7 protein-coding genes are annotated in these 13,057 nt (G+C 70.8%); 2 read left to right on the top strand and 5 right to left on the bottom strand.

Translation table 11 applies throughout. From position 1 onward, the window contains the following. Positions 1–21: 21 nt before the first annotated feature. On the top strand, positions 22–780 hold the full coding sequence (locus ACIRA5_RS32230; RefSeq protein ID WP_403696700.1) for a Mut7-C RNAse domain-containing protein: 759 nt from the start codon (positions 22–24) through the stop codon (positions 778–780). Here ACIRA5_RS32230 and ACIRA5_RS32225 read toward each other — a convergent pair. The 5 genes from ACIRA5_RS32225 to ACIRA5_RS32205 form a co-directional block, all read right to left on the bottom strand. Beyond that, complete coding sequence (locus ACIRA5_RS32225) at positions 777–3,041, bottom strand: galactose oxidase-like domain-containing protein (protein WP_403697221.1); 2,265 nt, start codon at positions 3,039–3,041, stop codon at positions 777–779. The two genes, ACIRA5_RS32230 and ACIRA5_RS32225, sit on opposite strands and share 4 nt — an antisense overlap. 143 nt (positions 3,042–3,184) lie before the next feature. Next, the gene (locus tag ACIRA5_RS32220) at positions 3,185–4,396 is read right to left on the bottom strand and encodes a glycosyltransferase (protein ID WP_403696698.1); all 1,212 of its coding nucleotides are present in this window, start codon (positions 4,394–4,396) and stop codon (positions 3,185–3,187) included. After that, on the bottom strand, positions 4,393–6,063 hold the full coding sequence (locus ACIRA5_RS32215) for an ArnT family glycosyltransferase (RefSeq protein WP_403696696.1): 1,671 nt from the start codon (positions 6,061–6,063) through the stop codon (positions 4,393–4,395). Before ACIRA5_RS32215 ends, ACIRA5_RS32220 begins: the two co-directional genes overlap by 4 nt. A gap of 169 nt (positions 6,064–6,232) precedes the next feature. Then, entirely contained in the window at positions 6,233–7,486 is a 1,254-nt protein-coding gene (locus ACIRA5_RS32210) for a glycosyltransferase (RefSeq protein WP_403696693.1), read from the bottom strand. A 202-nt stretch (positions 7,487–7,688) separates the two neighbouring features. Continuing rightward, positions 7,689–9,719, bottom strand: coding sequence for a thioredoxin domain-containing protein (locus ACIRA5_RS32205; RefSeq protein WP_403696690.1), 2,031 nt, complete (start codon positions 9,717–9,719; stop codon positions 7,689–7,691). Between the two features lie 137 nt (positions 9,720–9,856). On the opposite strand from ACIRA5_RS32205, the gene ACIRA5_RS32200 reads away from it, so the two are divergent. Then, the gene (locus ACIRA5_RS32200; RefSeq protein WP_403696688.1) at positions 9,857–13,057 is read left to right on the top strand and encodes a hypothetical protein; all 3,201 of its coding nucleotides are present in this window, start codon (positions 9,857–9,859) and stop codon (positions 13,055–13,057) included.

Raw genomic sequence — 13,057 nt, 5'->3', positions numbered from 1 at the left:
CAGGCGTGACATCCTGACCGGGTGAACGGACCGGAGATCCATGTCGCCTTCGCCCCCGAGCTGGGGATGTTCGTACCGCACGGGCGCCGTTCAGGAGCCTCGGCGGTCGCCACCGACGGCTCCTCCACCCTCGGGCATGTCGTCGAGTCGCTCGGCGTCCCGCTGACCGAGGTCGGCGCCCTCGTCGTGGACGGCCGCGAGGTGCCCGTCTCGCACCTCCCGGGGGCCGGCGAGAGCGTCGACGTACGGGCGGTCGGGCGCCCGCAGCGGGTTCCCGGCGCCCCGCTCCGCTTCCTCCTCGACGTCCACCTCGGCACCCTCGCGCGGCGGCTGCGCCTCCTCGGGGTCGACGCGGCGTACGAGTCGACGGACATCGGCGACCCGGCCCTCGCCGCGCGCTCCGCCGCCGAACGGCGCGTGATGCTCAGCCGCGACCGGGGCCTGCTGCGCCGCCGCGAGCTGTGGGCGGGCGCGTTCATCTACAGCACCCGGCCCGATGACCAACTCCGTGACGTGCTGGGCCGGTTCGCGCCCGAGCTGAGGCCCTGGACACGCTGCACCGCCTGCAACGGCCTGCTCGAGGAGGCCACCAAGGAGCAGGTCGTGGACCAGCTGGAAGGCGGCACCGAGCGGTCCTACGACGTGTTCGCGCAGTGTCAGGAGTGCGGGCGCGCCTACTGGAAGGGCGCGCACCACGACAGCCTGGAGACCATCGTGGAGCGCGCCCTCACCGAGTTCGGAAGCCAGGACCTGCCCGGCGGACAGGCCCTGGATGCCTAGCGGCGCCTCAGATCCTTGGCTCCGCAGGCCAGCCCGTCCTTGTTCGGGTCGAGACCCAGCGGGTCGTCCTTGCCGTTGACCTTCAGGCGGCCGTAGTCGTTCGTCTTCAGCCACGCGCAGCGCGAGGCCGTCGTCTTCTTGACGCCGTCCGGGAAGACGGTCGGCACACAGACGTTGATCGTGCCGTAGTGCCGGTCGCAGCCGGAGATCGTCGTGCTGACCTTCTGCGAGGTCCGCTTCTTGCCGCCCTTGGTGACCGTGCCCTCAAGGGAGTCGGCGAAGGAGTGGACATGCGCCGAGGCGGTGTCCGTGGCCAGGGCGGCGGGGCCCTGGAGGTGCACCCACTTGGCGACCGAGGGCACCCCGCCCGCGTCGACCGCGAAGAGCATGTACCAACCGGGCGGGGCCATGTCGGGGTTGCTCGTCACGTTCAGGTCGACGTTGTTGCCGTCCACCGACAGGGGCAGGTCCACGAAACGCTGGTTCGGGTCGGAGGAGTGCGTCACCGCGGCCGGGCGGATCAGCTCGGCCTGCACGATGGGCCGGTCGACCGTGATGCGCTGCGTGTCCCCGTACACCCACTCGTTGTCGATCACCGACGTGATCGTCGGACGGGTGCCCTTGAGGAGGTAGGGCGGGGTGTAGATGGACACGTTGTGGTTCCAGGTGCCGTTGCCCGGGTTGTCACCGGTGGCCATCACCCGGCCGTCGGGCAGCAGGAACGCGGAGGAGTGGTAGCCGCGCGCCTCGGGGTCGGCGGCCACCGGATCGAAGGTGGAGGTCGCCGGGTCGAACATCGACGCCTCGAACACCGGGTTGGCGCGGTTGTGCAGGCCACCGCCCGTCTCCAGCACCTTGCCGTCGGGCAGCAGCACGGCGGAGACGTACATCTTGCCCTGGTTGCCGGTCTCGGCGACCTTGCCGTTGCCGAGGTCGACCGTGCCCTGCGGGATCTGCGGGCCGACCGTGTACGCCGGGTTCGCGGCCTTCAGGTCGATGATGTCGGTGAGCCGGTTCGCCTCCGGGTTGGAGTCGATGTTGCCGCCGCCGATCGTCAGCACCTTCTGGTCCTGGGCCGGGGGCAGCAGCACGCTCGCGGACTGGTCGCGCTCGTCCTTGCTCTGGAGCCCGGGGACCGCCGTGACGGTGTTCGCGTCGTAGTCGTAGATCGCCGAACCCGTGCCGGGCGTGCCGTTGCCGAAGACGTGACTGCCCGAGTAGAAGAGCCGCCCGTCCTGCATCAGGATCATCGACGGGTACAGACCCCAGTACGACCAGGTCTGGTTGACCTGCGTGAACGGCAGCCACTTCTGCTGCGCCGCCGACCAGCGCTCGGCCGTCACCGACCCCGTGGAGTCCTCGCGCAGTCCGCCGAACGAGATGACGTCACCGTTGCCGAGCTCGGTGGCCGACGGGTACCAGTGGCCGTCGTTCAGGTCGTTGGTCTTGCTGTACGTCTCGGTGACCGGGTCGAAGATGTACGAGTCCTTGTACCCCTCGTAGCCGTGCCCGCCCGCGACCGGGAACGCCTTGTTGCCGCTCATCACCAGTACCCGCCCGTCGGCGAGCTGGACGTGACCCGAGCAGAACATGTCCTTCGGCGTGGGGATCACCTTGTACGTGCCCTTCACCGGGTCGTAGACCGCGCTGGTGAACGTGCCCGCGTCGAAGTTCTCCTCGCTGTTGCCGGACCCGGCGATCAGCAGCACCTTGCCGTTGTTGAGGACGACGGAGTGCATGGAGCGCACCGGGTTCTGCGTGGGCAGCACGTCCCAGCGGCCGTTGGCGCACTCGTCGGCGCCGGCGGTGCAGGTGGCCGGCGGGATCGGGTCGGAGACCTGTTCCATCGTGTAGTCGTCGGTGGTCGCCGAGCCGGTGCCGTACACCGAGACGCCCCAGGTGATGCGGTCGGTACCGGCCGGGACGGCGGGCGTACGGACGCTCGCCTGCGTCCAGCCCGCCGCCATGTCCAGCGTCTTGAGGTCGGTCCAGTACTGCCAGCCCGCCGTGGTGTCGTGCCGGAAGAGCGTGATCGCGGCGTCGGGCGTCGTCGTCTTGTACCAGAGGCCGAGGTCGTACTGCTTGCCCGCGGTGACCACCGGCGCGCAGGTCGCGGACTCCGTGATGAGGGCCTTGCGGTCGCCGTCGACGCGCCGGGTCAGCGTGACCTTCATGGCCTTGGAGCCGGAGTGGGAGTCGGCGACGGTGGCGAAGGTGAAGTCGTTGTCGCCCCAGCCGGACTTCTCCCAGCAGTACGGCATGCCGTCCGTGCCGTCGGTCTCGAAACCCGGGTTGGTGACGAGGTTGGCGGCGGAGGCGGGCTGGGGCGAGACGAGCAGCAGCCCGGCGGCCAGGCCCGCCACCGCCAGCAGTGAGGTTCTCCGTCTGGGTCGTGCGAGATGTTTCACGCGGCTCTCCTTGTTGTGCGGCTACGGCTCCCGTCCGGGGCCCCACTGCTGCGGCGCGGCAGATAGACCAGCGCCTCGGTGCCCACGAAGCGCAGGACGAAGGTCATCACCAGGGCCAGCGCGGTGGCGGACAGGGCGCCCATCCCGAAGTGGCCGACGAACAGGGCGATCAGCGGGATGCGCAGCACCAGGTCGGCGTTGGCGAGCAGCGCGAACCGGCCCCCCCGGTCCCACCAGCTGCGGTGCTTTCGGCGCTCGCGGAACAGCAGATGCTCGATGAGCAGGAAGTTCCAGGCGACGCCGAACTGGTTGGCGAGGATCTCGGCCGGTACGTAGTGCATGCCGGCGGCGGTGAGCGCGTACAGGCCGATCAGGTTCGGCAGGAAGCCGGTGGCGCCGATCAGACCGAAGACGACCATCCGGGCGACCGGCGAGGCGGTGCGCAGCCCGACGAGGTGACGCAGGAACCGGAAGCCCTCCTGCGCGGTCGACTTGGACTCGCCCGCGAACCGGTCCTGGAAGACGAAGGGCACCTCGGTGACCGCGCGGGGACGGCTGCGGACGGCGAGTTCGAGGAGGATCTTGTAGCCGAGCGGTTGCAGGACCTCGGCGGTGACCGCGCTGCGGCGGATGGCGAAGAAGCCGCTCATCGGGTCGGTGATACCGCGCAGCCGGCGCGGGAAGAGCGTCTTGGTCAGCCAGGTCGCGCCGCGCGAGACGGCGATGCGGTAACCGCCCGCGAGGCCCTCGCGGCTGCCGCCCTTGATGTACCGACTGGCGACGACGAGCCCGGCGTTCGCCCGCTCACCGGTGGCGACCAACTCCGGTACCAGCGAGGGGGGATGCTGGCAGTCGCCGTCCATGACGACGATCCAGTCGGACCCGGCCGCCTTCATCCCCTCGACGACCGCGCCGCCGAGTCCGCCGACCGGCTCCTCCCGGTGCAGGACCGTCACCGGGAAAGGGCAGTCCTTCGCCGCTTCACGGATGACCTCGGGTGTGTCGTCCGTGGAGTCGTCGACGAAGACGACCTCGCAGGGCAGCCGCGCGGGCACCGACTCGGTGATCTGCTGGAGCAACTCCCGCACGTTCGCGGACTCGTTGAACGTCGGTACGACGATGGTGACGGCGCCCGGCTCGGGAACTTCGGCGGCGCGTACGGCGGGATCGCCGAGCTCCTCGGGGACGGTGCTCTCGAAACTGCTCATCGACTGCCCCCGGACGTCGTCGTGGTCATGGTGTTTCCCGTGCTCTCGTCGATCCGCCGGATCTCGATCCGGTCGGCGCCCTCGCCGAAGGTGGCGACCGGCGTCGAATGCTCGATGGCCGCCTTGACGTTGGGCAGGTCGACCGCGTCACGCCGCACCGTCGGGGAGGCGACCACGTAGTCGATGTCCTTCCAGCCGCGCGGCATCGTCTTGGTCACCGCGGGGTCGAGGTCCGCCTTGTAGAACCAGATGACGCCGAGCCCGGGCCGGTAGCCGTCGTGGACCAGGTCGAGCCAGAGGGCGTCGTCGACCAGGACCCGGGTGTCCGCCGGGTCCTGGACCTCGGTCTTCAGCCAGGTGGCCGCCGCCCGGTAGGGGGCGTTGGCGTCGGCGGTCACGGCGGTGCGGTCGCCGTCGTACCAGTGCGGCAGCACATAGAGCGCGGCGACCGCCACGAGCGTGGCCGCCGTCACCCGCCGTCCCCAGGTGACGTACGGCTTCTCCTCGTCGCTCCGCCACCTGCGCAGCACCAGATGGGAGAGGCTGGCGGCGCCTCCGGCGAGGACCAGCGCGAGGAACGGCAGCGCCTGGATGATGTACATCGCGGGCAGATAGCCGCTCGGGCGCAGCGCCACCAGGGCGAGAATCGCCACCGTGAGGGCGGGTCCGGCGAGGGCGCGGGCGGTGACGGACCAGCGCCAGGTGGCCAGGAGCAGCAGCGCTCCGGCGAGGCCTCCGATGATCAGCACCCGGTCGTAGTAGAGCCAGGAGTGCAGCACGCCGTACGAGCCGGAGCCGGGGTCGAGGAGGAAGCCGGAGCCGGGGCGGCTCATCTGGTACGTGATGCCGTCCCAGAGCGAGACATGGCCCGCGCCCGGGAACAGCTCGCCCTTGAGCAGGGCGAACAGCGGGTACGCGAGGCCGATCAGGACGCAGGCGGTGATGGCTCCGGTGAGCGCGAACTTGCGGGTGTCGCGGTGGCCGTGGCGCCACATGGTGACCAGGAGCGCGGGCAGGACGACGAGCATCGTCTCCTTGGTGAGCACGGCGGCCGCGGCCGCGATGCCCGCCCCGAAGTGGTGCCAGAGGTGCCGGCTCGGGGACGCGGCGAGGCAGAACGCGAGCAGCGTCCACATCACCGCGATGTTGTCGAGGAAGATCTCGCGCTGGAGCACCACCGACAGCGGGGAGAGCCCGAAGAGCACCATCGCGAGGCCCGCGGCCCAGCGCGGCAGCGAGAGACGGCGCGCGAGGACGTACAGCAGGACCGCGCTGGCGGCACTGATCACGAGCATCGCGACGCGCATCGAGCCGACCGTCATCAGCGAAGGGCTGATGTGGGCGGGGATCCAGGTCAGGGCGGCTATCTGGATCCAGCCCAGTGGCGGGTGGTCGTACCAGTACGTGTAGTGCGCGAGGCCCTTGCCCTGCTGCACGGCCCACGCCTGGGCGAGATAGGTGCCCTCGTCGTCGCTGAGGGTCGGGTAGTCGGTGATGTTCCAGCCCTGCACGACGATGATCGCCAGCAGCAGGGCGCCGCACAGCAGCAGGTCGGCGCGCGAGGTGCGCAGCCGCCGGAGCGGCGGGTGGTCGTGGACGATGCCGGGCGCGGCGGGTCGCGTCGCGGGGACCGTGGACGTGGTCACCGCGGGAAGTGTCGAGGTCACGCGGGAAGGTCCTCTCGGGACTTTCGGTACGTTCGGGATGTTCGGGCCCAAGGCCTGCGGCACCAAGGACTGCGGCACCAAGACCTGTGGCACCGGGGCATGCGGCACCAAGGCGTACGAAACTGGGGCCTGCCCGCCGGCAGGGATGCCCGGCGGGTGGCTTCAGGTCCTAGCGGGCCGCTTCGGCCTCGGTGAGGTGCGCGCCGACATGACTGGTCAACTCCCAGTCGTTGCGTCCCCTTTGCTCACGCCATACGGCACGGACGGCCGCACCGGCGAGGAGCACCTGATAGAAGGGGCCGCCGACCACGAGCTTCAGGTAGTGGACGAACCGCACGCGCAGCCCGTACTGCTTGCCGAAGTCGTGCAGTCCGACGAGCTCGAAGACGAAGGTGACCAGGGCGGTCACCGCCGGCAGGAAGGTGATGAAGGCGATTCCGACGGGCACGTCGAGGAAGAGCGCGATGGCCACGTTGAGCGGGATGACCACCCCGGAGACGGCCTGCAGATACGGCGTCATCAGCGTGTAGCGGGCGAGCAACCGCTGTCCGAAGCCGGGCAGTTGCTTCCAGTCCTTCTTGCGGTAGACCTGCAGGAAGCCCTGGTTCCACCGGGTGCGCTGTTTCATCAGCGACACCAGGCTGCCCGGGGTCTCCTCCCGGGTCACCATGTCGGAGTCGTAGGCGACGACGACCTTCTTGCCGACGCTGGAGAGCCGTACCCCCAGGTCGCAGTCCTCGGCAAGGCACTCGGGGTCCCAGCCGTCCGCTTCCCGCAGTACGTCCGTCCGTACGAAGACGGTGTTGCCGCCGAGCGGGATGAAACCTTTTTGCGCATGCAGGTGCAGCCGCGAGCGGAACCAGAAGAAGTACTCCAGGCAGTTGCGCAGGCTGTACCAGTTGGAGTGGAAGTTGATGAGCTGGACCCCGCCCTGGACGACGTCCGCACCCGTCGTGCGGAACGCGTGGTCGACATGGGCGAGCAGCTCCGGATGGACCTGGTCCTCGGCGTCGAAGACCCCGACGACGTCGCCGCGGCAGTGCGGCAGCGCCGTGTTCATGGCCTTCGGCTTGTTCTTCTTCTCGTGGTGGTCGACGACGACCCGCACCCGCCCGTCGCGGGCCGCGGCCTGCCGGGCGACCTCGGTGGTCTCCGGATCGTCGTGTCCGACGATGACGATGATCTCGAAGTCGGTGTGGCTCGATTCCAGCAGTCGCTGGATGGTGTGGTCGAGCACGGCCTGTTCGTGGCGGGCCGGCAGCAGCAGCGAGAACGCCAGCCGGTCATCGCCGTCCGGTCTGCTGAACCGGGTGGACGCCAGCACCTCGGGCGTGCGCCACGCGTGCATCTGCCACCAGAGCGTGAACGCCGCCATCCAGAACAGGGCCAGTGAAACGGCAGCAATAAAGACAGACGTGAGCAACAGATCCCCCCAGATCCCCAAACCCCCAGTCGCGACGATGTGTCACATCCGCCGCGTCACGATCCAGAGACTATGGGCGATCTGTGAAGCGCACGGGCTGTTCCGGTGAAGAGCGTGTTTCATCACAGTCGGATCATTTGCTGAACAATTCGAACACTGGTCGCGTTTCGGCCGATTGATCGGCAGTCCGATGATGTGTATTTCAGCTGCTCAGAGCCGTTCGAAGCCGGTCGGGATCGGTCGTCGGAGCGTCACAAGTGAAGTTACGACAGACATACGCGGCGGGTTCGCCCTGCACGAGGGGGCGGCCGGCAAGGAGCGGCAGCTCGTCACTCTCCGGAGTGCCCACGGCGACCACGGCACCCGGCGCGGTACCGAGCAGGGCCGTCCGATGCAGGGCTTTTGTCAGGGTATGCCCCTCCGGCCCCACGACGGCCACCTCACGCGGACCGTCGAGCAGCGCCTCCGCCACCGCAAGCCCCCAGCCGATGAAACGGGGAGCGCGCGGCCCGAGCGCCTTCACCACGCCCAACGCCCTTTCGGCGGCGGTCCGATGGGGCTCGGCGCCGGTCTGGGCGGCATAGCTCAGCAGGGCACCGGCCGCCGCGCTCCAGCCGGAGGGCGTGGCGTTGTCGGTGGGGTCCTGGGGCCGGCGGATGAGCCGCTCGGCGTCGGCCGCGGTGTCGTACAGCGCACCGGACTCGGGATCGGTGAACTGCGTGATCACCTGGTCCAGCAGGAGCCCGGCGAATTCCAGCCACACCCCTTCCCCGGTGACGGAGGCCAGCGCGAGGAACCCCTCGGCGACGTCCGCGTAGTCCTCCAACACCCCCGCGTTGGCCCCGGCCTGCCCGTCCTTGCTGGTACGGGACAGTCGCGCCCGGTCGTCCAGGTGCACCCGCACGAGGAGATCCGCGGCGGCGATCGCGGCGTCCACGAGGTCGGGGCGGTCGAAGTAGGCGCCGGTCTCCGCGAGGGCGGCGACGGCGAGCCCGTTCCAGGCGGCGACGATCTTGTCGTCGCGCCCGGGAGCGGGCCGCTCGGCCCGCGCGGCGAGCAGCCGACGTCGCATGCCGGCCACCTTCTGCGCGTCGAACAACTCGTCCTGCTGCGGCAGTTGCAGCACGGAGGAACCCTCCTCGAAGGTCCCCTCCTCCGTCACCCCGAAGTACCGTGCCGCGAGTTCGCCGTCCTCCGCGCCGAGAACCTCACGGAGCTGCCGCGGAGTCCACACGTAGTACGCACCCTCGACGTGCTTGCCCGCGCCGTCGTCGCTGTCGGCGTCGAGCGCGGAGGCGAACCCGCCTTCGTTCGTGCGGAGTTCGCCCACCATGAAGTCGGCGGTCTCCAGGGCGACGCGACGGGCGAGCTCGGAGCCGGTGGTGCGCCAGAGGTGCGCATAGACCCTGCACAAAAGCGCATTGTCGTACAACATCTTCTCGAAGTGGGGCACAACCCACTCACGATCCACGGAGTACCGCGCGAACCCCCCACCCAACTGGTCGTAGATCCCGCCCCGCGCCATCCGCTCACAGGTGTCCTGCGCCATCTGGAGAGCACCCTCGGAACCGGTCCGCGCGTGGTGCCGCAGCAGGAACTCGATCACCATGGACGGCGGGAACTTGGGCGCGCCCCCGAAGCCGCCGCGCGAGGCGTCGTACTCCCGGGTGAGCCCGAGCAACGCCCCGGCCAGGTCCTCCTCGCCGGGCACCTCGCCGCCCCCGAAGCTCATCTCCCGCTCGCCGAGATCCCGCACGATCTTCCCCGCGACCTCGGCGACCTCGTCCCGGCGATCGGCCCAGGCCCCGCGCACCCCCTCCAGCACCTGCCGGAACGACGGCATCCCGTGCCGGGGCGCGGGCGGAAAATACGTCCCGAAATAGAAGGGCTCCGCATCCTGCGTGAGAAACACGGTCATGGGCCACCCGCCCTGCCCCGTGGCCGCCTGCACGGCCTCCATGTAGACGGCGTCGACGTCGGGCCGCTCCTCGCGGTCGACCTTGACGCTGACGAAGTGCTCGTTGAGGTAAGCCGCGGTCGTCTCGTCCTCGAAGGACTCGTGCGCCATGACATGACACCAATGACAACTGCTGTATCCGACGCTGAGCAGCACGGGCACACCCCGCTCACGGGCCTCCTCGAAGGCCTCTGCCGACCAGGGCCACCAGTCGACGGGGTTGTCGGCGTGCTGGAGCAGATACGGGGACGTCTCATGGGCCAGTCGGTTCGGCATGGGTCCATCCTGCCGCAGTCCCCGGCCCCTGACGCGTCGGGCGCAGCCGCCCATTGATCGCGTCGCACCCTCGCGCTCACGCCGCCGACCAAGGACACTTGAAACGCAAGGGAGTTGCCGCCGGAGGGGGACGTGACATGCGGGAAGGCCATCGGGCGGAGGCCGAGCGGCTGTTGACCCGGGCCGTGGAGGAAGAGGTACGGCGCTCGGGCGGGCGGAGCGACGGGGCCGTGCTGCTGTCGCGGGCCCGGCCCGCGCTCGACACCATGGCGGAGGCTGCCGCCGAGGAGTACGGGGCGTACACCCGGGCGCTGGACGAGGCGGAGGCCGGCCGGCTGACGTTCGGACAGCGGTACGCCCGGGAGGGCGCCGGAACTCCCCTGCTGGTGGCGGTGGTTGCCGCCGTCACGGCCTGCGCGGCGGACCTGGCGCTGGGCACGGGCGCCGCAGCGGCCGTCGGCGCGGGGGCGACCGTCGCCGTGGTGGGCGCGGCGGCCACCGTGCTCAAGGTGACCGCCTCGCACGTACCGGCCGCGAGCCGACGGGCGGGAGCCCTGGGCCAGCCGGGCGGCCCCGAGCAGTTGCGGCTCCAGTGGCTGACCGCGCTGGAGGTACGGGGCATCCGGCCGTTCCTCGATCAGCAGCGGGTGCTCAGCGCCTCCGCGGGGGCCAAGCAGGGTGCGCCCCAGCTGCGGCGCACCGACAAGAGTGCCGCCGCGCGCAGACGCAACGTACTGGAGCAGTCGTTCGGGCAGCTTCCCGAGCCGGCCGGCCCGTTCACGGGGCGCCGGACCGAGCTGTCCCGGGTGGCGCAGTGGGTGCACGCGGCCCGCGCCAGCACCGAGACGAAGCCGACCGTCGTCGTCCTGCACGGCGCCCCCGGCTCAGGCCGCAGCACCCTCGCGATCCGGGCGGCGCACAGCCTGAAGGACCAGTTCCGCGGCGCGTGCGTGGTGGACCTGCGCGGCGACAGCACCGAGGAGCCGCCCCTCACCACCCGCGACGCCATGCTCCACCTCCTCAACCGGCTCGGCGCACCCCGCGAGCAGCTCCTCTTCCGTGAGCGTTCCTCGCAGGACCAGCAGGTCAGACGCCTCGGCGAGCTGTACCACCAGCACCTGACGGGCCTGCCGGTCACGATCGTCCTCGACGACGCGAGCGACGCCGAGCAGGTCCGCGCCCTGGTCCCCGAGCGCTCGGACAGCCTGGTCCTGGTCACGGCCCGCAAACCGCTCGACCTGCCCGCCGACCTCCCCGCCTGGGTGCACCAGCTCCCGGTCGACGCCCTGGACGCGGCGGGCGCCGAGGAACTGCTCAACGCGGCGGCGCAGGAGAAGCCGGACCCGTACGACGCCGAAGCCTCCGACCAGGTACGGGAGCTGTGCGGCAGCTTCCCCCTCGCCCTGCGCATCGCGGGTTCCTCCCTCGGCCCGCGCACCCCGCGCCAGCTGGCCTCCGACCTCGGCGCGTACGGCCCCGTGGAGCCGGTCGAGCGGGTCCTGTGGCTGCGCTACACCGACCAGACCGAGACGGCGAGGCGCCTGCTGCGCCGGCTGGCGCTGGCCGGCCGGGCCTCGCTCGGCGCCGCTGCCGCCGCCTCCCTGCTGGCGACGGACGAGCAGGAGGCCACCCGCCACCTCACCGCGCTCGCGCAGGCGGGCCTCATCGACCACGTCCGCGGCAGCCGCTACCGGCTGCACGACCTCGTCCGTGGCTTCGCCCAGGCACGGCTGCTCGACGAGGAGGAGCCGTCCGAGCGGACGGCGGCCCAGGAACGTCTGATCGTGAACTACGCGGAGCTGGCCGACTCGGTGATCCGCCTGGTCGACGGCAAGACATCGACGCGAGCGGATCAGTTCGGGCCACACGGCTTCACGTCCCTCGACGCGGCCCTGCGCTGGCTGGACGACGAGTCGAGCTTCATCACGGCCGCCCTGCGCCACGCGGAAGGCGTGAACCAAGCGGCCGTGCTGAACCTCCTCGGCGCCCTGTGCGACTACTGCCTGCTGCGCGGCGACCTCTACCGCCTGGGCGAGATCAGCGAGTTGACGCAGGCCGTCGACCAGGGCCTGCTGGTGCGCTCGGTGCAGTGGCGCACCGGTATCGCGGCCCGCCAGCTCGGCGAGCTGGACAAGGCCCACACCACCCTGTCGTCCGTGGTGAACCTCTACTTCGAGGCGCACCACGACGCGGGCGCGGCCCGGGCCCTGGGCTCCCTCGGCATCACCCTCCACCACCAGGGCAACCTCACCGAGGCGGCCGCCAAGCTCCAGGAGGCCATGGACCTACAGGCCTCCCCCGAGCTGGCGACGGACCGCGCGTGGACGATGCACGCGCTGGCCGCCGTGGAGCGCGACCGGGGCCATCTCGCCCTCGCCCTGAACCTGCTCACCGAGGCCCTTGTCCTGCACCGCGCGGGCGAGTCCGTGCACGGCGAGGCGTGGGCCCACTTCCAGCTCGGCCAGCTGGGCCTGCGGATGGGCGACGTTCCCCGCGCCGAACGGGAGTTGCGTGACGCCCTCGACCTGTACGGCCGTACGCGCGACGCCCGCGGCGAGGCCTGGGCCCTGACCCAGCTGGCCCGCGCCCGCCTCGTCGACGGCGACCCGTCGACCGCGGCCGAGGGACTGCGCCAGGCGGCCTCCCGGCACCGGGAGAACGAGGACGCGCGCGGCGAGGCATGGACGATCTACTACCTGGGCCAGTCCCTGGAGGAGACCGGCAACCTGGACCAGGCGGTCCGTGAACTGGAACGCTCCCGCACGATGTTCTCGCGGATACGGGACGTGTACGGGCTCGCCTGCGCCCGCCACCACTCGGCGCGCGTCACCCGCGACCAACGGGCCGCCCAGACCGGCTCCCTGCGCAACTCGGGCTTCGCCCGCCAACTCCTGGTGGACGCGCGCGCCGACTTCCAGCGCATCGGCGTGGCCCACGGCGAGGCGTGGACCTGCCTGGAGCTGGCGGTGGTCGACGCCGGGAACGCCCGTACGCCGGGGGCCCTCGCCCTGTGCGACGAGGCGGCCGGCCTGTTCGCCTCGTACGGGGACCGGCGCGGGGAGGACTGGGCCAGGTTCCTGAGGTGCACCCTTCTGCCGTACGGCTCCCCGGGCGGCCTCGAAGTGGGCAGCGCCGTCGCCCAGGAGGAACTGGCGCAGCTCTCCCGCACCGGCCACCCACTGCGCGACGGAAAGCTCGACGACTACGTGGAGGCCTACCAACTCTTGCTGGAACGGGGGGTCGACCTGGACGCGGGATGGCAGGCTTGGCGCCTGGGAATGGTGCCGAGCCGGCACGCCCGGGAGGTCATGGGGGTGGCGGTGACCACGGCGCGCTAG

This window comes from Streptomyces sp. NPDC096311, from assembly GCF_044763085.1.
Lineage (GTDB): Bacteria > Actinomycetota > Actinomycetes > Streptomycetales > Streptomycetaceae > Streptomyces.
This window is presented reverse-complemented; position numbering and strand designations above follow the sequence as displayed.

Bases quoted from the DNA above. Each gene is read 5' to 3' on its own strand.
- ACIRA5_RS32205 (WP_403696690.1), bottom strand. From the start codon at position 9,719: ATGCCGAACCGACTGGCCCATGAGACGTCCCCGTATCTGCTCCAGCAC.
- ACIRA5_RS32225 (WP_403697221.1), bottom strand. From the start codon at position 3,041: ATGCCGTACTGCTGGGAGAAGTCCGGCTGGGGCGACAACGACTTCACC.
- ACIRA5_RS32200 (WP_403696688.1), top strand. From the start codon at position 9,857: ATGCGGGAAGGCCATCGGGCGGAGGCCGAGCGGCTGTTGACCCGGGCC.
- ACIRA5_RS32220 (WP_403696698.1), bottom strand. From the start codon at position 4,396: ATGAGCAGTTTCGAGAGCACCGTCCCCGAGGAGCTCGGCGATCCCGCC.